Raw genomic sequence first — 19,923 nt, 5'->3', positions numbered from 1 at the left:
CCTTTCAGAGCGGAAGCCTCAGCGCCGGGTCGGCACGAGCGCGTGGGCGCCGTCGCCGATCAGGGCCAGGACGAGGAGGGCAATGGACCAGAAGGCGGGATATTCCCAGCCGCCGCCCTTGCCATCGAAGAAGAAGCCGTTGGCTCCATGCACCATGACGATGGTGCCGAGCACCAGCGGGATCAAGGCCAGCGCCACGGCGCGGGCGTAGATGCCCAGGATCAGCGCCAGGCCGCCGAGCAGTTCCGCCGCCATGGTCACATAGGCAAGCGCCGGCGGCAGGCCGAGGCTGCCGAAGAAGCCGGCCGCGCCGGCCGGGGTGAAGACGAACATCTTGAGCGAGAAGTGCGCCAGGAACAGCACGCCGAGCGCGACGCGCAGGATGAACGCGCCGTAGGGGCTGCTGGAAGGGGTAGATGTCATGGGGGGGCTTCCTTTCGAAGACTCCTCTAGACCTTCGCCCCTTTGGTGATAATCATGCCATGCGTTGAATGACTTTCTACCAGGGGTGTTGAATGGACCGGCTGAAAGGCATCGAGGTCTTCGTGAAGGCGATCCGGCTCGGCGGCCTCTCGGCGGCGGCGCGAGACCTTTCGATGTCGCCGGCGATGGCGGCCAAGCACCTCAATGCGCTGGAGCAGCGCCTGGGCGCGACCTTGGTGAACCGCACGACGCGGCGGCTGGCGCTGACCGAAGTGGGCGCGGCCTATCTCGACAAGGCGGAGCGCGTCCTGGCCGAACTGGAGGATGCCGATGCCGAGGCGATGGCCCAGTCCGCCGCAGTGGAGGGCCTGCTGCGCGTCTCCGGCCCGGCGGCTTTCGGCAGCGCCTACCTGGCGCGCCTCGTCACCGAATTTCACGCGCTCTACCCGGCCGTCACGGTCGAGCTTGGCCTCAACGACCGGGTGGTGGACCTGCTCGAAGAGCGCTGGGACGTTGCCGTGCGCATCGGCCGACTGGCGGACAGCAACCTGGTGGCGCGCAAGCTGGCGCCGGTGCGCATGGCGATCTGCGCCGCGCCCGCCTACCTCGCACGGCACGGCAGGCCGCAGTCCGTCGAGGATCTCGCAGGGCACGAGTGCCTCGGCTACACCCTGGGCAACGAGACCGGCGCCACGCGCTGGGGCTTCGGCCGCGACGGCAGCCGCGCGGTCGCGGTGCGCGGCAGTCTGCACGCCAACAACGGGCAGGTTCTGGCCCAGGCGGCGGAGGCGGGCATGGGACTCGTCTACGGCCCGCGCTTCTTCGTGGACCGTGCCATAGCCGCAGGGAGGCTGGTGGAACTGGACCTGGGCGCCGAACTGCTCGACCTCGGCGCGGTCCACGCCGTCACGCACCGCACCCGGCGGCCAGCGGCGAAGACGAGGGCCTGGATCGACTTCCTGGTCGAGCGCCTGCCGCCGATGGCGCGGGACTGGTAGTCCGTCGCCGGTAGCGGGGAATCAGAAGTCGATGGCGATGCCGTTGCGCACCCAGTCGCCGTAGCGGGTGGGCGAAATCCCGTCGGGGTCCTGCTCGTCCTGCGCGGCCCCTGCCGTTTCTGCGGCCGGCGGGGAGGGCTGGGGCGCGGGGTCGTTCGTCCAGTGAGTGGGCTTGGTGAAGCCTTCGGGACGTTGGGTGGCGCGCTGTGTCATTCAGCCCATGTGGTGGAGGTAGCGTCAAAACGCAATCCGCTATAGGGGCAGGCGATGGACATTCCCGGCCTTCCGGCGCGCCGTGCCGCGCTCAACCTTATCGATGCCGTACTGCGGCGGGGCGAAACGCTCGACCAGGCGGGCGGCTCCGCGCTGGCCCGTGTCGGCGGCGATGCCGACCGGGCGCTCGCCCGTGCCATTGCCGGCGAAGTGCTGCGCTGGCGCACCGACCTCGACGAACTGATCGACAGCGCCACGCGTCTGCCGCTCGCTCCCGATGCCAAGGCGCGCGCGGTGCTGCAGATCATGCTGGCGCAAGTCCTGCGGCTGGAAACGCCCGCTCACGCGGTGATCGCCACCGGCCTGCCGCTGCTGATGGGCGGCCCGCGCCGGCTGGCGCATGGCGTGTTCTCCACCCTGACCAAGAACGGCGTCACGCTTCCCGACGTGCCGACCCTGCCCGAGGACGTGGCCGGGCGCTGGGGCGTGCGCGCCGAGGCGATTGCTGCCGGTCTGGCGGAGCCGCCGCCGCTCGATCTGGCGCTGCGCTATCCCGAGCAGACCGCCGAATGGGCCGAGCGCCTTGGTGGCACTTCCCTGATGGCCGGCCATGTTCGCCTGGCACGCGGCACCGCGGTCGAGCATCTCGAAGGCTTCCGCGACGGCGCCTGGTGGGTGCAGGACCTTGCCGCCAGCCTGCCCGCACGGCTGCTCGGCGCGGGTGAGGGGCGCAAGGCGCTCGATCTCTGCGCCGCGCCGGGCGGCAAGACGCTGCAACTGGCGGCGGCGGGCTGGCAGGTCACCGCGATCGACAATTCCAAGCGCCGCCTCGAACGCCTGCGCGACAACCTCAAGCGCATCGGCCTGGAGGCCGAAGTGGTGCAGGCCGATGTCCTGACCTGGGAGCCGGAGGAAAAGTTCGACGCGATCCTGCTCGACGCCCCTTGCACCGCCACCGGCACGGCCCGCCGCCATCCCGACGTGCTCCACCGCATCGCCGGGCGCCAGATCGAGGACATGACCGCGATCCAGGAAAAGATGCTGGAACGCGCCGCGGGCTGGCTCAAGCCGGGCGGGCGGCTGGTCTATGCGGTCTGCTCGATGGAACCGGAAGAGGGCGAGGAACAGGCGGACAAGGTCTCGCTGACGCCGGTTCCGGTCACGGCATCGGAACTGCCGGAAGGGCTTGCGCCCACGGCCGAGGGCTGGGTGCGGACCGATCCGGGGATGCTGGCCGATGTCGGCGGGCTGGACGGGTTCTTTATCGGAAGGTGGCAGAAGTAAGGGGAAGTTCTGGGGGCTGATCCCCCAGACCCCTGGAAATGTCGGCGTGGCGCGCTGCCTGGCTATCGAGCGCTCCTGGCGGCGCAGCCATTGAGCCTACCGACGCGGTCATGGGCGCACGACGAATACGTGGTGCCTGACCTCGACATTATTGGGGTGCAGGGGCGATGGCCCCTGCTTCTCAGGCCGCGACGGCGCGCCGACGACGCCAGAACACCAGCGCACCGAGGCCCAGCGCGAAGAGGCCGATCATGCCCGGCTCCGGCACATCGGTGCTGCCGCCCGAGCTGCTGCCGCCACCCGAGCTGGTCGAGCTGCCCGGATCGCCCGGCGTGTAGCCGCCGGTATAAGTGCCGACGTGCATCTCCCCGTTCTGGACGAGATTGCCGAACACGGCCGAACCCTGGATGTAGTTCGACGTGGTGGCATTGGCGCCCGGCGCCAGCACCGAGCCGCCCCAGGCGGTGGTGAGCGCGAGGTCTTCCGCCTCGTAGAAGTTCCAGACGACGTGCTCGCCCAGGTTGGCGGTACCGCCGAGGAAGTTGTCGTCCAGCTTGATCGAGGTGCCCGAGACGTTGACGATCGCGGTGTCCGCGCCGTTCAGGTTGAACTTGATCTCGCCGATCTTGTCGAGGTCGGCGGCGGAGATGTTGAACACGGCCACGCCGCCCGCACCCGGCTGGGCATTGAAAGTGCCGGTGTTGCCGCTGATCGAGAGCTGGCTGTTGGCCGTCTCGGTGCTCATCGAATGGCTCAGGCCCTCCATCGAGGTGCCGATGAGGCTCTTCTGCTGCGTGAGGTTCTGGGCGAACTGCGGATCGCTGGAAGCCAGGCCCGAAGTGACGGTGTTGTTGTTGACGTTGGTGTTGCTGATCGTGCCGCCCACCAGCACCGTCTGCGCCGCGCCGTTGAGGTTGAGGCCGCTGTTGACGTTGCCGCCGACGATCGCGCCCGAACCGTTGTTGAGGTTCTTGTAGCCGCCATTGACGTCGCCCACCACGGTCAGCCCCGGCGTTCCGGTGCTGGAGGCGGGGAGGGCGGTGATCTGGTAGTTCGAGGCATTGCCTTCGAGATTGCCGCCGACGAACGTGCGGCCCTCGACTTCGGAGGACGAGGTGAGGTCGCCCAGCACCACCAGGTTCCAGGTCTTCAGCACGTCGATCCCGGCGATCATGCCCGAGGATGCGAGCACGGGGCTGGCCGCGAAGGCGACGGCGGCAACAGCGACGGAAAGCGACAGCTTGCGGAGACGGGACATGATGGGACTCGCCAATGGAACGGATCGATAGGCGAGCTAAGTACTTGTCCGGGAAGGTTTGGATATGGTTCGTTTCGCCGTGTCTCATGGTGAGACACGGCGAAAGCGAATGCCTTACGCGAAGTGGGTAGAGCCACCCAGTTCGTCATTGCGAGGAGGCGAAGCCGACGAAGCAATCCAGAGCGGCACGGAACTGCCCCTGGATTGCTTCGCTACCCTCGCAATGACGAAGGACGGGATGGCTTCCGCCACGTCCGTCGCCACACAGTCCGAAGCCCCGAAGAGCAGGCGCTTCAGCCCTTGACCTTGTTCTGGAAGCTCTTGCGCAGCTTCATCAGCTTGGGCGGGATGATCGCGAGGCAATAGGGATTCCGCTGGCCTTCGCCGTCCCAGTATTCCTGGTGGTAGTCCTCTGCGGGATACCACGCCTCGTTCTGCCTGCCCTCGGCAAAGCCCTCGATCGTGGTGACGACCTTGCCGGCGTTGTCCTGGTTTGAACGGGCGAGCGCGGCCTCGGCCTCGGCGGCCTGGGCATCGTCGAGCGGGAAGATCGCCGAACGGTACTGCGTGCCCACGTCGTTGCCCTGGCGGTTGAGCTGCGTCGGGTCATGGGTGCCCATGAACACGTCGAGCAGGTCGCCATAGGACAGCACGGAAGGGTCGTAGTTCACCTTGATCGCCTCGGCATGGCCGGTGTCGCCGCCGCAGACCTGCTTGTAGGTCGGGTTGGCCACGGTGCCGCCGATATAACCGCTTTCCACGGAGTCCACGCCGATGACGTCGCGGAACACCGCTTCGGTGCACCAGAAGCACCCGCCTGCAACGATTGCCGTTTCCATTGTCTTGAATGTCCTCATGAGGGGGAATTTGTCGCTAGATAGGTACACTGGGACGGCTTGTCATTGGGGCGTCGGAAACTAGGTTCAGGACTGACCAGCTTCCACGGGAGAATCGCATGCGCCGCGCCCTCATCGCCCTTTCGTCCCTTCTCGGCGTCATCGCCATGCCCGGCGCCGCCACCGCTGCCGACGAAACCACCGAGGCGGAATCCTGCAAGGGCTGCGAGGCGCTGCTCGAACTGGCCGCCTCCAATCCTTCGCGCAAGGAAGACCGCGCGCGCGACAAGTATCGTCACCCGGTGGAGACCCTGAGCTTCTTCCGCGTCGCGCCGACCATGAAAGTGGGCGAATATGCACCGGGCGGCGAGTGGTATTCGCGCCTGCTCGGGCTCTACCTCGGCCAGCAGGGGCACCTCGTCGGCCTCTACTTCAACCCCGACGCGCCGGCCTTCAAGCCCGAAACCAGGGAGGGCATCCGCAAGGGCGCCGCGAACTACCCGGCTGACGTCGCCAAGTTCACCGGCATGCCGGCCGACAAGTTCGCCGCCTATACCCTGGGCGCCATCCCCCAGGGCGAGAAGGGCACATTCGACGTCATCGTCGTCCCGCGCATGATGCACAACCTGCTGCGCTGGAACATCGCCGGCAGCGAATTCGCGGCCATGCGCGACCTGCTCAAGCCCGGCGGCCTGATCGGCATCGAGCAGCACCGCGCCCGCCCGGACGCCCCGGCCGATTATGCCGATGGTTCCAAGGGCTACTTGCGCGAGGCGGACGTGATCCGTTTCATGAAGGACAACGGCTTCGATCTCGTCGCCCAGTCCGAGATCAGCGCCAATCCCAAGGATACCGCGAACTGGCCGGACGGCGTCTGGACCCTGCCGCCCTCGCTCGCGCTGAAGGACAAGGACCGCGACAAGTACCTCGCCATCGGCGAGAGCGACCGGATGACCCTTCTGTTCCGCAAGCGGGACTGATAGAGGCCCCCTCCATGACCGAAATCACCGTTGCCGCGCTTCAGCTCGCGCTCAATTCCGCGGACGAGGGCGAGAATATCGCCGCCGTCTCCGCGCTCGTCGAGGAAGCCGCCGCCAGAGGCGCGCAAATCGTGCTGCCGCCCGAGCTGTTCTCCGGCCCCTACTTCTGCAAGGTCGAGGAAGAGGAACTCTTCGCGCTCGCCCGCCCGACCGCCGAGCATCCTTCGGTGATCGCGATGAAGGCACTGGCGGCGAAGCTGAAAGTGGTGATCCCCACCAGCTACTTCGAGCGCGACGGCCACCACTACTACAACACGTTGGCGATGATCGGCGCCGATGGCGAGATCATCGGCACTTACCGGAAAAGCCACATTCCCGACGGCCCCGGCTACGAGGAAAAGTACTACTTCCGCCCCGGCAACGACGGGTTCAAGGTGTGGGACGTACTCGGCACCAAGGTCGGCGTCGGCGTCTGTTGGGACCAGTGGTATCCCGAATGCGCGCGCGTGATGGCGCTGATGGGCGCGGAACTGCTGTTCTATCCCACCGCCATCGGCTCGGAGCCTTATGACGCGACGCTGGACACCAGCCGCATGTGGCGCCGGGCGATGGTCGGCCACTCGGTGTCCAACTGCATGCCGGTGATCGCCGCCAACCGCATCGGCGTCGAAACCGAATGCGGCACCGAGCAGACCTTCTACGGCCACTCGTTCATCACCGACGAATGGGGCGATTACGTCGCGGAATTCGGCAAGGAGGAAAGCGGCGTGCTGGTCTCCACGATCGACCTTGCCCGCGCCGCAAAGCACCGTGCCGGCATGGGCTTCTTCCGCGATCGCCGCCCGCAACTCTACACGCGCATTGCGCAGGATATCTGATACACCCTCGACAGTTACGACATCATCGGGGGACATCGGCCTTGGCCAAGCACCAGTATCTCGTCGCGCTCGGCTCGAACATGCGCCATCCGCGCCACGGCGGCCCCCGTCAGGTGCTCGCCGCGGCGCTGGCCGCGCTCGATAGCGGCAAGTATGAGGTGCTGGCTGCCTCGCCCATCATCGAGAGCGCGCCGCTCGGCCCCTCGCGCCGCCGCTATGCCAATGGCGTCGCGCTGGTGCGCAGCAAGCGCGAACCCGACGAGATGCTGCACAAGCTGCACAAGCTGGAAAACAAGTTCGGCCGCCGCCGCATGGGCCAGGCCTGGGGTTCGCGGGTGCTGGACCTCGACCTCGTGCTCTGGAGCGGCGGCCCCTGGGCGGGCGGCGAGGGCGAGAAAAGCCTGATTCTGCCGCACCCCGCCTTCCGCAGCCGCGATTTCGTGCTCGGCCCGGCGCGGCGGATTGCGGGGCCCTGGCGTGATCCTTTGACGGGTCTCACCATTAATCAGCTTCATGCCCGCTTGACCAAGCCTCGCCCTGCCCTTAGGTGACCCCTTCCGCAGCCGCTTCGCCGGCCGCGCCCGGCAACGGGGGCCCTTAGCTCAGTCGGTAGAGCAACTGACTTTTAATCAGTAGGTCGCTGGTTCGAACCCAGCAGGGCTCACCACCGCAGAAAAATGCGGTTTTTACCCCACGATGACAGCGGGAAATCGGACTCAATGATTACGATTTTCCGCCGCAGTAAGTAGGCGGTAAGGGCGGCGCGCCAGCCTGCCAATTTCTAACCCTCCCTTGCAGATTTAGCGTTGCGCCGCCCGTCGGGCGCGCGGTAGCGTCATTGAAATGCCGCCGATTATTTTGGCGATGCAGCGAATGGGGGGGAAAGATGACCACGGAGACTGAGCCGCTTTTTGATCCGGGCCAAGGCCTGTTGATCTCTGGAATGCTTCTTATCCTCGCTGGGGTGGTCGCAGCGCTGTTTGCCGTGCTGATGCCCACCAGCATCACTACGGATCCGATCATCAGCACGAACCCCTACATGCCTTCAGTGCCCAGCCAAGACGTGGTGAATATCGCCCTGCAGCAGCGGCAGATGCTTCTCTATATCGCCGGCCTTGCGGCTTGCATTGCTGGGGTTGTGTTGCTCGCAAGCGGGCGGATGGTGGCAGCACTCGTGAAGCGGTGACATAGGTCCGTAGAGTTGACGGGTACCGCACACGTAGCTTTCGCTCATGGGCGTGAAGCGATCTGGAGGCCTTGAGGCCAAACTGCGGAAGCTGTCGGGCGATCTCAGGAAGCAGATGGGCGCGGCTGTCTACACGATTGCCGGTCTGGTGCAGTCCGACGCTCAGATCAGCATCACCACCGGCTCAGCCGGCGGAAGCAGCGGAGGAAAGCACCAGCATGTTCCCTCCGCCCCTGGCACCGCTCCGAACAACATGTCCGGGCACCTCGCGGACAGCATCCAGGTCGAACGTATCGACGACCTCACGGCGCGTGTCGTGGCTAACGCGGAGTACGCGGCTATCCAAGAGCTTGGCGGCACCATCAACCATCCTGGCGGCCAACCCTATTTCATCAAGGACGGCGAGTTCGTGCCGGTGAGCAAGAGCAGCCCCGCGGCAGCGCGCCTGCCCAAAACCAAGCCTCACGTGATCACCCTGCCGGAGCGCCCCTACATGCGTCCGGCTGCCCAGAAGAATGAGAAAGATGCACTGCGCCTGTTCGAAGAGGCGGCCCGGCGGGCGCTTTCTGGCACTTGAGGATTTATCGTTCAAAAAGCGGTCTATGTTAAACATAGACCGTTCACGTGGACTGCGGCCACCAGTCAGAATCGACCATATCCGCATAACACCGTAAGAGCTCTGCGAAGTCGGTTCTACTCATCGGACGGGACGTGGTCATAGACCCCAGCCATGCCGAGGTGAGAAAAGTCTGCGCCATCTCTGCGCCAGTCCAGGTAGTGGGATCCGGGTCGTTGGCGCTAGCTCGCTCCAATGCGATCGCAAGCATCTCCTTTGCGGCCGCAAGATCAGCCCCTGCTCGCGCGACGGTTTGGTCAACTTCGTGAATTGGGAATGGATTTGAAGTCATGGTTACCCCTGGAGCTGGTTGAACTTGTTGAGGGTGGCCGGCGCCGAGCGCTGGCTCTGAGCATAGGCAGCCCCGCCGGCTCGCGCGGCGCTCTGATCCGAGATGCGCTGCATGTCGGCGTAAAGCTCCGCGGTGATCACGGCGCCCGAAAGGTCGAACCGGGGGGCGCTGATGATGGTGGAGCCTTGACCGCCGCGCGAGAGGTTCGGGTTCGTGACGTGCAGGGTTTCGCCGTTCGACACCCGGGCAACCGGCCGACCATTGAGCGAAAGCACATTGTTGTCGGTTCCGCCCCGCCCACCGATAGCGATAGACCCGCCTGTAGCGAAGCCAGGCAAGACAGAGCTGATCGCAGATCCGATTGAGCTCTTGAAGTCGAAGCTCTGGCCGCTCAACTTCGCGATGGTGAAGCGCGCCAGGACTTGCGCCACCACACGAAACCCGATGTCTTTGAAGTCCTGCCAGATAGCTTTTGTGCCACCTCGGAAGGCATCCTCGTAAAGGCTACCGAGCGTGCGGATCTGCTGTTCCTGTCGATCGCGTTGCGCATCCAAGTTTCGCTGATCGCGGTCAGCTTTCTCTTTATCGACTTTTAGCTGAAGGTCCGCCGCGTCCTTTATCGCCTTACGCCCGTATGCCTCACCTATCGTGGCGTCAGCAATGTCGAGAAGAACTTGGAGACGCTTCTGATCATCTTCCAGCGTAGAACGTGCCAGTTCTGGGAACTGCTGTTCGATGCGTGCGCGGGCTTCCATCTTGTCCGCCAGTATAGATTCAGCCTCAGAGCCACTACTGCGAAGCTGCGCCAGACGCTGCTCAAGCTGCATTTGGGCCTTGGTTCTGGCGTATTGCTCATCTAGTCGCTGCACCGCCTTATCGGCATCTGCAGCGGCTCGCATAGCCTCAGTGTTAGCGGCAGACCTCGGAGCGCGGGCTCTGCCGGGTGCGCCTCCTGCTTGCCTCTGCCTGTCGAGTGCTCGTTCTTCCTGCCGATTAAGCGAGGCAAGGCGGTTCGCTAGCTGATCGACGTCCTTGATGCTGGCTCGGGCGCGCTGCCGCAAGATCTCGAATCCCTCGCTGATCCTCGCAGTTGGGTCGCTCCTCAGGGTCGCCAGTCGGTCAACGATCTTCGTTGTCACGGTCTGGGCAGAGTTCTGAAGGTCGCGGATCACCTTCTCGTTTTCGGCGATCACATTCCCCACGGCGGTTTCCCTCGCGATGAGGCCTTGCTGATACCCCGTCGGCGCCATGATCGAAGAATTTGAAACTTCACCCTTGCGGCGATCCAATTCCGCGGCCAGCAGCTGCCTCGTGGCGATAGCGAGCTTGAGGCGGCTCGCGATAGCTGCTGCCTCCGCGCCGAGCATGTTGATCGTCGTGGCGCGCACAACTTCGTTCTGCTTGGCATAGGCCTGGGCGGCGGCCGAAACCTCCTTGTAGCTAGCGGTCGAATCCCCAAGGACATCGATGAAGTCCCTCTGAGTCGCCTCGGCTTGCTTCGTCTTTTCATCCGCATCCATGATGCCCGCAGCCATGGCGAGGGCAACCGATGTGGCTGTTGTGAGCGCGAGCCCCCACGGCCCAGCGAAGAACGCTGCCAGACTGCCTGCCTGCTGCTGCGTCTGCCCCATCACAACCGCAAGGTCGGGAAGCTGGATCGCGAATGCTTGTAGCGGGTTTGTTCCCGCCGCTATCTGCTGACCCATCTGTGAAAACTGCTGACCAAGCAGGCGAGCGCTACTGCCCGTGCTTTCCATCGCTTGGCCAGAGCGTGCTGACGATTGCACGATCTGCTTCTCGCCGCGATTTATGGACTGGACGATCTTCTGAACGTTCGCATCAACGACGCGAACGGATCCGGCCATCTTGCTTTCGAGTTCGTTGAGGTCGGCACTGACCTTGACGGCGATCTGTTCCAACGGGTCAGACATCGATCATTTTCCTGTTTGTGATGGCCGGCGCAGCGGCGCTGACTGGTTCGTTTTCAAAGCGGACGGCCCAAGCGATTTGCTGCAGTTCTGTCAGGTAGGCCTCGCGCTCCCAGCGGGGCGTGTATCGAGCATCCGGCGGATAGGCGGCCGCGACCCTCTGGATCTCAGCAAGCTTGGGGCAATCAGTGGTGGGAAGGGGTGGCAACTCAGAGCCCCGATCGTCGACCGACTGATCGGTGATCAGACAGCGGCTGCCGCGTTTTTGGGAGAACTGCGCCATTCCTGATGGCTGGCAGTAAGGCGCGCTGCCGACAGTAAGCAGCTAGGCAGGTGAGAGGAGAGGCCACGCCCCGGACGTCGGGGGCGATGAAGAACACCCGAGCGGCGGGGCGTGGCGACCGGGAGGAGAGAGGCCCGGTGAAAGTCATGGAATAGGGACGGCGATGGTGCTGCCGAACTGCGCGCCGACCGGCCAGGCGAGGTCATGCCCTCCGTCACTTCGAAGTGATGGGATGCTCGTTTCCAGGAGTCTGGTAAGCGGCCACCCCCCGTTTCGGAAGAGGGGCGAGCACTCGCGCGCGATAGCTTCCGCAGAGACTAGCCGCTCTCCGGCATGCTGCTGATTGATCCGATAGCAATCGCGGTCGCTATCTTCGAGGCGTTCGAGAAGCGATACGATCTCTGCGGTGATTGCGGGCCAACGATCCGCGAGCTCGGTGGCCAGAGCATCCCGACAATTGCGAATGGCGTCATATTCCGCGCGGAGCTTCTTCTGACGCTCGGAGTTGGCGATCTCTTCCTTGCGCTTGTCTAGCTGTTCCCGCTTGGCGTTCAGCCGAATGACCTTGCGGGAGAGCTTGGCGGCTTCATCTGCCGCCGCGTCCGCTTCCGCCTCCTTGGCGGTGGCAGACTTCGAAAGGCGATCGAGCCTGTCGTGCTCGCGCTTCGCTTTGGTGGTTTCTTCCTCGACCTCAGCGATCAGCTCGGCGACGGTGGCGATACGTGCATCCTCGCTCATTGCGGCCGCGATACGTTCGTCCAGTGGCTTGGCCATATGTTCTTCTCCTGTGGCGGCGCTAGGCGCGGCCAGTTATGCGGTAATCATCGTTCCGAGTTGGGTGTGGGCGTCACGAAGGCGCTGCACCTGGCTTTGAACCGTAAAGTTGCCCTCGAATGGCGGGAGCGTGCCGATGGCAGTGGGCCAGCCGGGAGTGCGCTTTCCCGCGTCATAGGCGGCGAGGGCGTCGCCGATCTGCTGGCGCAGAAGCTGCATCGACTGCTTGCCCATTTGGCCAGCCAAGGCGCCGTCCAGCAATCCGGCCAAGACGGTACCGCCGATGTAGCTGAAGCTGGCCACCGGTCAGCGCCGCCAGGCGTTCAGGTCGGCTTGCGATCTGGCGTATGCATTCGCTTCGCCGGCGGCGAGTTGATCCAGGGTCATGCCGGCCGAATCTTGCGCCTGCGGTTGCTTGCGCCACGCATTAGGATCGTTTGCCTTCCAGGCATCGTACATCTTCGCGGCAGGATCGTTCTGCATGGCGCTGTCTCCAATTCGGCATTGGCTGCCGGCTCGGCCCTGCGGTACGAGGGCAATGTGGTTTCCTCGGATCGCCCGTTGGGTGGCATGGTAGGGGGTGCCGTCCGGTGCCACGCCATCGCCCCAAGTCAGCTCGCACTGATAGCCGGCGCTCAGTTCGCGGGCGCTGCCGCTATCGAAAGCTTGGACCGCCGACGCATCGGCCAGCATCAGCGGGATCTCGACGAATGCGCCATCACGGGCGACGCGGCCCTCGGTGAAGCCGACCGATACCTTCGACCAGTTGCGCGGCGACACGCCGTCGGCAGGGTGACCGAGAGTAATCGCCTGGTGCGCAAACGAAGCCATGGCGTCTTGCGCGAACACCTCATCTTCGGGGCGATAGATGGTGACAGTCTGGAGATCGGGGCGGCCGACCTCGGCGCCGGTGTAGGTGTAGGTGCCAGTGCGCGCGAATTTAGCGACAGCGGCGATCCGCCCGTCGGCCAGGCGCTTCACCTTTTCGAGGGGAGCGCGGTCCTGAAAGGACATCTGCATCTGATCTTCTCCTGTTCCCGGCGTTTCGCGGGGTGCAGGAGGAGTGTTGGGCTGGGCGAAGAAAACCGCTACGGACGGAACGCCTGACACAACGAGGTTCTAGTAAGCATATGAAAGTATTTGTTTCTTTTCATCAGATTGAGGCCGTGCGCGCCGCGGCGTCGCGGATGGCGTCACCGGTCACCGTCAAACCGTCAGTGGGAATCGTAAACGGCTACGCCGAAGGGCCGGATGACGACATTGCTGCGCTTCGCCTGATGGTGGACTTCCGGAAGTCGTAAGGAAAAGCAGCCTATGTCCTTACCAAAGAGGGTGTAGGCTGCGTGTTTAGCCAAAGAGCCAGAGAAGTCGCGGTCGCAGGAAGGTGGACCGTCTGATTGATTGTCAGTTGTTCGCGGCCGGCGCGCGCATGCGCCGTAGTACATCTGCCATGTCGGGGGTCTGGCAAACTACCCTGAAGAGCCCATCCGGCATCTCTTCAATGTCGGTGATGGTCAGGCCGAAGAATTTGGCATTGAAGCGAATGCGCTGAACGGGGCCTTGGCAAATAGCCGTTCTCGGGGTCAAGCGAATGCTTTTCGTCATGCCCCCTTATAGAAACGATCGCGGCTTCATCGCCTCGCGAGTAGGAACTCGGCGCTCAGCGCTTCGCCCAGCGCTGGCCAAGAAACACTCATCCCGTCACCGGCGATGTCGTGATCCTTGATGTCATCGGGCGATGCAACCGAGAGCAGGGGGAACTAGTCGAGCGGCACACGTACCTCGCGACCGTCGGCCAGTTCGACGCAGAGCGCGCTACGCTGGACGGTCACGTCACAGATCGAATGATCAAGCGCTACGAGCATACTTCACCTGACGAAGGCGGGCCATGTATGCCCTGCGTTGCTGGACAAGAGAATCGCCGCCGCAGTCGGTGATCCAGCGCTTGTTGCACCCCGTGCGAGATCCGAAGACCGTTTCCACCCCTCTCCATCCCCAGCGGATGAAGACCTCAGCGAAACCAGGAGGGGCAGGCTTCAGCCGTTGGGTCCTTGGAGACGATGAGGGGAGGGCAGGGAGCGAGAGCATGGCGCCAACTTCCGTCCGTACTAAAAACCAAACTACGGACGGTCGTCTGTAAGCGGCTTTGATTTGCAGCCGCATGAGAGCCCGGTTACGCTTACCCAGAGAAAACAGGAGAGAAAAATGCCGCAAGCGCCGTCCACGCCCTCTACACGCTATGAAGTGGTCAGCCGGCCGCGCGAGAGTGACGGTTACGTTCAGCGCATAGAGATGTGGGACGCCGTCAAACACCTCGGCTCCGCCAACCGCTCCGAGCTGCTGACGGAATTGCGGCGCCGCGGGTACAAGCGACCCAACGGCGCGACTGTGGACGAGGCATACTGCCGCATTGAGCTTACCGACATGACCAAGCGCGGGTTCATGAAGCGTGTCAGCGACTAAGCGCCGACCGACGCGGGTCCACCCGCAGCGCAAGCGCATCGCCTCGATGGATAGCCATCAACTAGACCGTCTCGACCTGTCGCCGTTCGCCGCTGCTGCGGACATTCACGTCGGGATAGTCCCAAATGATGACGGCCTCTGGCTCACGATCATCCAGGAGACGGACGTTCCGCTGGATGAGGTGCCGATCCTACCGGGCTTCCACCGCTACGTGCCAGAGGTGCCAGGCCAGAATATGAGCCTGCATTAGGTTTGCGAATTTGCGCCACGGCGCCGCGCGGCCTATTCACTTACTGAGAGGTTGTAGCCCGATCTAGCGGAAGCTTTATCCCCCAACTCTGGGGAATACCGGGCGGTGGACGACTGATTGCGGATCAGGTGGCCGCTGCGATCGGCGATGTTGGAGGAGCGATTGAAACAGCGGGTTCTCCCGGGATCGCGCTCGGTTTTGGACCTGCCGCAGTCGCTTGCTGGCCCGTGGCGGCTTCGGTCCGGGAAGCAAGAAGCCAGATATGGCCAGTCAGGTATAACGCGGCCCCTAGCAAAAGAAATATTTGCTGCCAGTAAAAGCTAAGTCCTACCTTCCTATTGCTAGCATTAAACTTGTCGGACGCTTCTTTTTTGTAATCCGCCCTATTCGCTCTCTCAGCTATATTCAAAGCTATATTTTGTCTGATGGCATTTGCTGTGAAGCGTGAGAAAAGAACTCCGCACGTGAATGACGATCCCCACGCAATAATTGCGGCAAGCTGAAGCATTAGGGGATTGCTGAGCAATTGATCTTTGGTCTCATGAAACGCGAAGCCTATCGCGGCGGAGGCAACGCCCAGAAGCACTGCTGGCATGCGCTGAGTCTCGGAAACGTGCTTTTCGAAGAGAAACTGGTCTTGGACGTCAGCCACCGCTTGCCCCCTGGTTCGGATATGCGCGCCGAATAGCACGACTCCGCATTGCGGGGCGGTTACAAATCTGCCTTTGACGTTTTAACGGCCAGATCAGAGAGCGGCATCTTCGGCGCTGACAGCGATCACAATCACGCCACCATGCTCAACCGGCTGGCTGGCCTTGCCGTATCCGCGATCTAGCAAAGCATTCGCTGCGGACACCCTGGCCGCGTCGCTCTCGCTTTTCGTTGCCACCTGCACGAGGACCTTCAGGGCAGTCTCGGTGTGCTCGCGGGCCAGCTCGCTTATCGTCGCACCGGCCTCGCGGGTCAGCTTGTCCTTGGCGCCCTTGGGTCGGCCTGCGCCCGGCCGTTTACCGCCTCTTTGTGCCATTTTGATTTTCCCTGATTGTTTTCAATTGCGCCTCGAAATACTCGCGATCTCTGATGCAGGCTGCAACCAACGCATCGTACATCCCGCGCATAGATCCGTGCTGCTGCTCAGCAAATCGACGGACGTTCGGTGCAGCGATGCGGTTCCATTCTTCGAAAGGCCGGAAAGCCTCCAGGTTCTTGGTGATGCGGTCGATCTGCACTTCGAGCGTATGCCGGCGCTTTGCCTTTGGCTTCGTCATGTCGCTTCCTTTGGTCATTGCTGGCCCTGTTCTATCAGCGCGCTTACCGGCTTTGGATCGCGGCTGTTTTCGGGCAGGGCGAAGATCGCGACCGGACGCGTGCCAACAAGCCGGTAGGTTGGCTCATTGGGTCCGGGGATGTGGTTCAAGCCGTTGTGCTCGGTTCTGTTCGTGAACACGTTGCCGACTTCCTTCGCTGCCTGCTCCAGCAGCTTCGCAGCCAGGGGGAAGTTGCCGCGATCCTCGGCTGCAACCGACATCCGGTGCAGCGCGCGCAGGCGCGTGGACTTGTGGGCGATCGGGATCGCGGAACAGTCGGAAATGAATTTCGCCCTGGTCTCATTGAATAGCCGCCGCCACTTGGCGGCCAGGCGGCGCCCGGCGTGCTTCGTCGGGTCATGCGCCTCGATGGCCTGCGGGCTGATCTCGATCCCGAAGTCTCTCTTGATCGTCGCGGCGACGGCGGAGATGGGCTCATAGCAGGCGAGGCCATTCACGATGGCGACCTTGGCTTCCGACGGAATTTGCTTCGCGTTCATTCTTCAAGTTCCTTCAAGACGGGCTATGAGCGCGCTGCGCTTGGTGGCGCTCCATGCGACGCAGAAAGTCACTTGCAGCGCTAACGGTCGGCTGCGCGTCCCGGCGGTACCCGTCGGCGCTCATCATCACCCGATCATGCACGTCGCCGATGCGCCTGTGCCATGTCCGGTCCCAGCCGGGGCGCCGCTCCCCGCGCTCGATCCAGTATTCGCGGAACTCGCGCAGCTCGCGTTGCTGGCGATCGGCGGGCCAGAGCGCGACCAGCTTTGCAAGATCATCTGGCAGTGGTTCCGGTTGCCAATCCACCGCCATCAGGATTTTTGCTGCAGACTTTCGCTTCACACTTTTTGGTGCGCGCGCCTCTCTGGTGGGTTCCTTGGGGGTTAAAGGAGGGTTTGTGTGAACGTCGTTCACGGGTGGGGTGAACGAGGTGCACATGTCATGTGAACTAGGTTCACGGGTGGGGTGAACGTCGTTCACGGGTGGGGGTGAACCTTGTTCACGGGTTCCGAGGCGATCAAGCCTTTCCCGCCAGCCCGTAAGGACCGGCATTTGCAGCAGCCGATCAACGCCAATCGCGTATTCGACTGTGAAGCCATTTTTGCATTCCCGCTGGCCTGCTTCGACCAAAAGGCCGGTTTCGATCAGTGAATTGATAACCTTGATGATGCCGCGCCTAGTCATGCCGAGCGCTTCGGCCATCGTCTGCTTTGACGGCCAGATGCCCGAGCCGTCGTCATGCGCCGCATCCGCCAGCAGCGCCATGACGGCGGACTGCCCAAGGTTGCCAATCTGGCGGCCGTAAACGTGAGTGATGAGCCTGTTGCTCAAGGCTGGCCCCTTACCGCCTGGTAGGCGCCGTAAAACCGTCCATAGGCGGTTCCGGTCGAACCATTGCGCCTTTTGGCAAGGATAAACTCAAGCACGCCTCGGACGCGCTCCTTCTCTGCCGCCCAACGGTCGTAAGCGTCCTGATCTGCGGGGTCCGGCTCCGAATCCTTCAGGTAGTATTCCATGCGGAGGAGGAAGAGCACGGCGTCCGCGTCCTGCTCGATCTGGCCGCTGTCGCGCAGGTCGGAGAGCATCGGGCGCTTGTCGGGGCGCTGCTCCACCGAGCGCGAAAGCTGGGCGAGGGCGATCACGGCTACCTGCTCATCCATCGCAAGCGCCTTGATGCCTCGTGAAACCTCGCTGACCGCCTCATAGGCATTCGCGGTTGCACGGTCGGGGCGCACCAGTTGAAGGTAGTCAACCACGACGAGATCCAGCTTCCCGCCGGTGGCTGCCATCCGCCGCTTTTGCGAGCGCACCGCCCGGCGAAGGCCGCCCAGTGTCAGCGATCCTGTGTCTACGATCGAGAGGGGAAGCGAATGAAGGTGGCGGGCCGCGTCGGCGAGAATGCCGCGCTGCTGACTGGTCAACGCCCGGTCCCGGATCGCATCGTGAGGCACCCGCTCATGGGGCGAAAGGTCGAAGCTCATATCCGATGCCATGCGGCAGGAAAGTTCGGTTGCGCCCATTTCCAAGCTGAAGAACTGGACGCCATAGCCAGCATCGGCGGCCCCGCGCGCGTAGCTCAGAGCGGCGATGGTCTTGCCCATGCCGGGGCGGCCTGCAAGGATAGTAACCGACCCGGGGCGCAACTGGCCCAGCAAGCGATCTAGATCGGGAATGAGGCCGCAGGTGACGCCCGCGCGCGGCTCGTCCAGCGAGGCAATCAGCGCGTCCATGGCCTCGCCGGCGGTTGCGTGGCGGGAGGACGTGTCGGCTGGTGCCCTTATGACATCATCCACCTCGCCGATGATCTCGGCCAGATTCACCTCCAGGTCACCGCAGCGCTCGGCGGTCTCGACAAGGCCGGAGCGAACCTTGCGGCGAAGCGCGAGCCCTTTGACCTGATCGGCAAGTTCGCGTGCTGGGATCAGCGCCGCCGAGGTGTCGCCGCTAAGCCTGGCCAGGTAAGCGAGGCCGCCCACGGCTGCCAATTCGGGATCATTCTCGAAATAGCCCTTGAGCGAGATCGGCCCTGCGTGGCGGCCTGCGTCACGCTCGCGGGTCAGCGCGGCCCAGATGCGGCCGTGAAGCGGGAGACTGAAGTCGTCTGGCCCGACTAGATCAGCAGCGCGGTCTATAGCCGTGTTGTCGAACATGGCGGCGGCAAGCATTGCCGCCTCGGCCTCGGGGTTGACCAAAGAAGGAGGTATGGCGGGCGAAGTGTTCATGCGTCACTCCCACGGGAATTCCGCCGCAGGAGACGATCGGCCACGGCACGGCCGCGACCAGTCAGGCGAAGAACGGCAGCGGTCTGCCCGCTAGGGTTAAGCTTGCGGGCGCCAGTGGCCTCGACCAAGCCCTGCTCGCGCAGTTCACTCAAGCGCGGCTGAATCTGTTCGCGAGTGTGCCCGCTGGCTTCCACAACCTCCAGGGCAACGCCGGTTCCGATCTGGTGCAGCGCCAGCAGGGCGCGGCGACGAAGTCGGGGAACATCTGGCGCGATGGATGCAGCTGCATCTTGAGATGTACCGTCTCTTCCCTTTGCGCCCGGGGCGTCGGGGTAACCCCCAGGCCGGGTATCGCGACGTAAGCCCCGCGAATTTCGCGGGCGCTTTCTTGGGCCCGTCATCCCGCGCGCTCCTGGCTTGTGGAGGTGTAGCGCCGGCTGCGAACCCACGCGGCCAACTCGTGCTCGTCGTAACGCACAAACTTGCCCCCTCCGATGCGGTAATAGGGAGGGCCGCCTCCGGTGCAGCGCACATTGGCGAGGGTCTTTACGCTTAGCCCAGAGAAGGCGGATGCCTCCTGCGGGGTCAGCAGACGACCGCTGGCAGCCTGCATGTCTGCCGCCCCAATCATGCGGCTTCACCTTCGATGAGTGCGTGCAGGGCGCTCGCGGGTATGACCTTGCGGCCGCCGATATTGACTGATCGGATCTGACCGGCCGCCACGAGGGCGTAAAGGGTGCTGCGGCTGATGCTAGTAGCGTGCGCAGCTTCTTTGATGGAGTAGCCCAGCTTGGCGGGGCGATCAGTGTTCGGCATCTCTAACACCTCGGACGCATTGGATGCATCGGTGCTAGGTGGAACGCCGGGCTTCAGTCAGAGGGCGCGTATTTCGTCGATCCCGCGGCTAGCGCCTTAACAATCCTTGGGATGGTCGTGAGTTTATCCCTAGACATACTGGGCACTTACCATCTCGGAGCTGCAGCCAATTCTTCCGGAAAAACAGATATTGTTCTGATACTTACAGACGCTTAGGCTCTGACTAGATATCAGTCGATCTTGCACGCCTTGGCTTTCAGCAGGTCAGTGCGAGGGAAGCCGACACACGCTTAGACCTCCCCTTGGCGAGGGAGGCTTGCGCTTTTGTTTTTGTGGAGGCATTGTGCCTGTTGGGTGTCGAAGCCCGGACCAGTGAAGCAGTTGGGGCGTCCGTTGGCGCGGAAGCCTATCTGCC

The 19,923-nt window shown here is 63.5% G+C and carries 28 protein-coding genes and 1 tRNA gene; 11 read left to right on the top strand and 18 right to left on the bottom strand.

The features are described from left to right. Window positions 1–18: 18 nt before the first annotated feature. Window positions 19–423, bottom strand: coding sequence for a DoxX family protein (locus AC1VV3_RS06505; RefSeq protein WP_431566646.1), 405 nt, complete (start codon window positions 421–423; stop codon window positions 19–21). Between the two features lie 92 nt (window positions 424–515). On the opposite strand from AC1VV3_RS06505, the gene AC1VV3_RS06500 reads away from it, so the two are divergent. Then, complete coding sequence (locus tag AC1VV3_RS06500) at window positions 516–1,421, top strand: LysR family transcriptional regulator (protein ID WP_132263911.1); 906 nt, start codon at window positions 516–518, stop codon at window positions 1,419–1,421. A gap of 21 nt (window positions 1,422–1,442) precedes the next feature. On the opposite strand, the gene AC1VV3_RS06495 is transcribed toward AC1VV3_RS06500, so the two are convergent. Then, window positions 1,443–1,634 (bottom strand): DUF1674 domain-containing protein, encoded by a 192-nt coding sequence (locus tag AC1VV3_RS06495; protein ID WP_431566647.1) that lies wholly within the window; start codon window positions 1,632–1,634, stop codon window positions 1,443–1,445. Between the two features lie 54 nt (window positions 1,635–1,688). Here AC1VV3_RS06495 and AC1VV3_RS06490 point away from each other — a divergent pair, with 54 nt between their 5' ends. Then, window positions 1,689–2,918, top strand: a complete 1,230-nt coding sequence (locus AC1VV3_RS06490) for an RsmB/NOP family class I SAM-dependent RNA methyltransferase (RefSeq protein ID WP_431566648.1) — start codon at window positions 1,689–1,691, stop codon at window positions 2,916–2,918. Between the two features lie 181 nt (window positions 2,919–3,099). Here AC1VV3_RS06490 and AC1VV3_RS06485 read toward each other — a convergent pair whose 3' ends face one another. Further along, window positions 3,100–4,176, bottom strand: coding sequence for a choice-of-anchor A family protein (locus AC1VV3_RS06485; RefSeq protein WP_431566649.1), 1,077 nt, complete (start codon window positions 4,174–4,176; stop codon window positions 3,100–3,102). Between the two features lie 293 nt (window positions 4,177–4,469). After that, entirely contained in the window at window positions 4,470–5,015 is a 546-nt protein-coding gene (gene msrA / locus AC1VV3_RS06480; RefSeq protein WP_132263904.1) for a peptide-methionine (S)-S-oxide reductase MsrA, read from the bottom strand. 116 nt (window positions 5,016–5,131) lie between these two features. On the opposite strand from msrA, the gene AC1VV3_RS06475 reads away from it, so the two are divergent. The 6 genes from AC1VV3_RS06475 to AC1VV3_RS06450 all read left to right on the top strand — a co-directional run bounded on the left by AC1VV3_RS06475 (window position 5,132) and on the right by AC1VV3_RS06450 (window position 8,633). After that, window positions 5,132–5,992: a class I SAM-dependent methyltransferase gene (locus tag AC1VV3_RS06475; RefSeq protein WP_314464620.1), complete on the top strand. Its 861-nt coding sequence runs from the start codon at window positions 5,132–5,134 to the stop codon at window positions 5,990–5,992. 14 nt (window positions 5,993–6,006) lie between these two features. Further along, window positions 6,007–6,870 carry an N-carbamoylputrescine amidase gene (aguB, locus tag AC1VV3_RS06470; protein ID WP_431566650.1) on the top strand — a complete coding sequence of 288 codons (864 nt, stop codon included), beginning with the start codon at window positions 6,007–6,009 and terminating at the stop codon, window positions 6,868–6,870. A gap of 41 nt (window positions 6,871–6,911) precedes the next feature. After that, window positions 6,912–7,421, top strand: a complete 510-nt coding sequence (gene folK, locus AC1VV3_RS06465; RefSeq protein WP_132263898.1) for a 2-amino-4-hydroxy-6-hydroxymethyldihydropteridine diphosphokinase — start codon at window positions 6,912–6,914, stop codon at window positions 7,419–7,421. Between the two features lie 40 nt (window positions 7,422–7,461). Continuing rightward, a tRNA-Lys gene (locus AC1VV3_RS06460) sits at window positions 7,462–7,537 on the top strand. Between the two features lie 219 nt (window positions 7,538–7,756). Further along, the gene (locus AC1VV3_RS06455; protein WP_482962063.1) at window positions 7,757–8,056 is read left to right on the top strand and encodes a hypothetical protein; all 300 of its coding nucleotides are present in this window, start codon (window positions 7,757–7,759) and stop codon (window positions 8,054–8,056) included. A gap of 52 nt (window positions 8,057–8,108) precedes the next feature. Next, window positions 8,109–8,633, top strand: a complete 525-nt coding sequence (locus tag AC1VV3_RS06450; RefSeq protein ID WP_482962062.1) for an HK97 gp10 family phage protein — start codon at window positions 8,109–8,111, stop codon at window positions 8,631–8,633. A 333-nt stretch (window positions 8,634–8,966) separates the two neighbouring features. Here AC1VV3_RS06450 and AC1VV3_RS06445 read toward each other — a convergent pair whose 3' ends face one another. From AC1VV3_RS06445 to AC1VV3_RS06425, 5 genes are all read right to left on the bottom strand, one after another. After that, window positions 8,967–10,895, bottom strand: coding sequence for a hypothetical protein (locus tag AC1VV3_RS06445; RefSeq protein WP_482962061.1), 1,929 nt, complete (start codon window positions 10,893–10,895; stop codon window positions 8,967–8,969). Beyond that, window positions 10,888–11,175 carry a hypothetical protein gene (locus AC1VV3_RS06440; RefSeq protein WP_482962060.1) on the bottom strand — a complete coding sequence of 96 codons (288 nt, stop codon included), beginning with the start codon at window positions 11,173–11,175 and terminating at the stop codon, window positions 10,888–10,890. The genes AC1VV3_RS06445 and AC1VV3_RS06440 overlap by 8 nt, the downstream gene beginning before the upstream one ends. A 144-nt stretch (window positions 11,176–11,319) precedes the next feature. Then, the gene (locus tag AC1VV3_RS06435) at window positions 11,320–11,949 is read right to left on the bottom strand and encodes a hypothetical protein (protein WP_482962059.1); all 630 of its coding nucleotides are present in this window, start codon (window positions 11,947–11,949) and stop codon (window positions 11,320–11,322) included. A gap of 36 nt (window positions 11,950–11,985) precedes the next feature. Then, entirely contained in the window at window positions 11,986–12,252 is a 267-nt protein-coding gene (locus AC1VV3_RS06430) for a hypothetical protein (RefSeq protein ID WP_482962058.1), read from the bottom strand. Between the two features lie 3 nt (window positions 12,253–12,255). Next, window positions 12,256–12,969: a DUF2213 domain-containing protein gene (locus AC1VV3_RS06425; RefSeq protein ID WP_482962057.1), complete on the bottom strand. Its 714-nt coding sequence runs from the start codon at window positions 12,967–12,969 to the stop codon at window positions 12,256–12,258. A gap of 110 nt (window positions 12,970–13,079) precedes the next feature. On the opposite strand from AC1VV3_RS06425, the gene AC1VV3_RS06420 reads away from it, so the two are divergent. After that, window positions 13,080–13,250: a hypothetical protein gene (locus AC1VV3_RS06420; RefSeq protein WP_482962056.1), complete on the top strand. Its 171-nt coding sequence runs from the start codon at window positions 13,080–13,082 to the stop codon at window positions 13,248–13,250. Between the two features lie 103 nt (window positions 13,251–13,353). Here AC1VV3_RS06420 and AC1VV3_RS06415 read toward each other — a convergent pair whose 3' ends face one another. Then, window positions 13,354–13,554: a hypothetical protein gene (locus AC1VV3_RS06415; protein WP_482962055.1), complete on the bottom strand. Its 201-nt coding sequence runs from the start codon at window positions 13,552–13,554 to the stop codon at window positions 13,354–13,356. Window positions 13,555–14,154: 600 nt separating this feature from the next. Between AC1VV3_RS06415 and AC1VV3_RS06410 the strand changes: the two genes are divergently transcribed. Next, window positions 14,155–14,412 (top strand): hypothetical protein, encoded by a 258-nt coding sequence (locus tag AC1VV3_RS06410; protein ID WP_482962054.1) that lies wholly within the window; start codon window positions 14,155–14,157, stop codon window positions 14,410–14,412. Continuing rightward, window positions 14,399–14,662, top strand: a complete 264-nt coding sequence (locus tag AC1VV3_RS06405) for a hypothetical protein (RefSeq protein WP_482962053.1) — start codon at window positions 14,399–14,401, stop codon at window positions 14,660–14,662. The genes AC1VV3_RS06410 and AC1VV3_RS06405 overlap by 14 nt, the downstream gene beginning before the upstream one ends. Window positions 14,663–14,786: 124 nt before the next feature. On the opposite strand, the gene AC1VV3_RS06400 is transcribed toward AC1VV3_RS06405, so the two are convergent. The 8 genes from AC1VV3_RS06400 to AC1VV3_RS06365 all read right to left on the bottom strand — a co-directional run bounded on the left by AC1VV3_RS06400 (window position 14,787) and on the right by AC1VV3_RS06365 (window position 19,508). Beyond that, the gene (locus tag AC1VV3_RS06400; protein ID WP_482962052.1) at window positions 14,787–15,314 is read right to left on the bottom strand and encodes a hypothetical protein; all 528 of its coding nucleotides are present in this window, start codon (window positions 15,312–15,314) and stop codon (window positions 14,787–14,789) included. A gap of 93 nt (window positions 15,315–15,407) precedes the next feature. After that, the gene (locus AC1VV3_RS06395) at window positions 15,408–15,689 is read right to left on the bottom strand and encodes a hypothetical protein (protein ID WP_482962051.1); all 282 of its coding nucleotides are present in this window, start codon (window positions 15,687–15,689) and stop codon (window positions 15,408–15,410) included. Then, the gene (locus AC1VV3_RS06390; RefSeq protein ID WP_482962050.1) at window positions 15,670–15,930 is read right to left on the bottom strand and encodes a hypothetical protein; all 261 of its coding nucleotides are present in this window, start codon (window positions 15,928–15,930) and stop codon (window positions 15,670–15,672) included. Before AC1VV3_RS06390 ends, AC1VV3_RS06395 begins: the two co-directional genes overlap by 20 nt. A gap of 14 nt (window positions 15,931–15,944) precedes the next feature. Beyond that, a complete protein-coding gene (locus tag AC1VV3_RS06385; protein ID WP_482962049.1) occupies window positions 15,945–16,469 on the bottom strand; it encodes a DUF2280 domain-containing protein in 525 nt (174 codons plus the stop codon). A 13-nt stretch (window positions 16,470–16,482) separates the two neighbouring features. Beyond that, entirely contained in the window at window positions 16,483–17,301 is an 819-nt protein-coding gene (locus AC1VV3_RS06380; protein ID WP_482962048.1) for a helix-turn-helix domain-containing protein, read from the bottom strand. Next, on the bottom strand, window positions 17,298–18,692 hold the full coding sequence (locus AC1VV3_RS06375; RefSeq protein WP_482962047.1) for a replicative DNA helicase: 1,395 nt from the start codon (window positions 18,690–18,692) through the stop codon (window positions 17,298–17,300). The genes AC1VV3_RS06380 and AC1VV3_RS06375 overlap by 4 nt, the downstream gene beginning before the upstream one ends. 397 nt (window positions 18,693–19,089) lie before the next feature. After that, on the bottom strand, window positions 19,090–19,305 hold the full coding sequence (locus tag AC1VV3_RS06370) for a helix-turn-helix transcriptional regulator (protein ID WP_482962073.1): 216 nt from the start codon (window positions 19,303–19,305) through the stop codon (window positions 19,090–19,092). 14 nt (window positions 19,306–19,319) lie between these two features. Next, window positions 19,320–19,508: a helix-turn-helix domain-containing protein gene (locus tag AC1VV3_RS06365; RefSeq protein ID WP_482962046.1), complete on the bottom strand. Its 189-nt coding sequence runs from the start codon at window positions 19,506–19,508 to the stop codon at window positions 19,320–19,322. Window positions 19,509–19,923: the final 415 nt, after the last annotated feature.

Source organism: Novosphingobium sp. BL-S-34, from assembly GCF_056857015.1.
The sequence above is the reverse complement of the archived record's forward strand: the minus strand, read 5'-3'. Positions and strand labels throughout refer to the sequence as shown.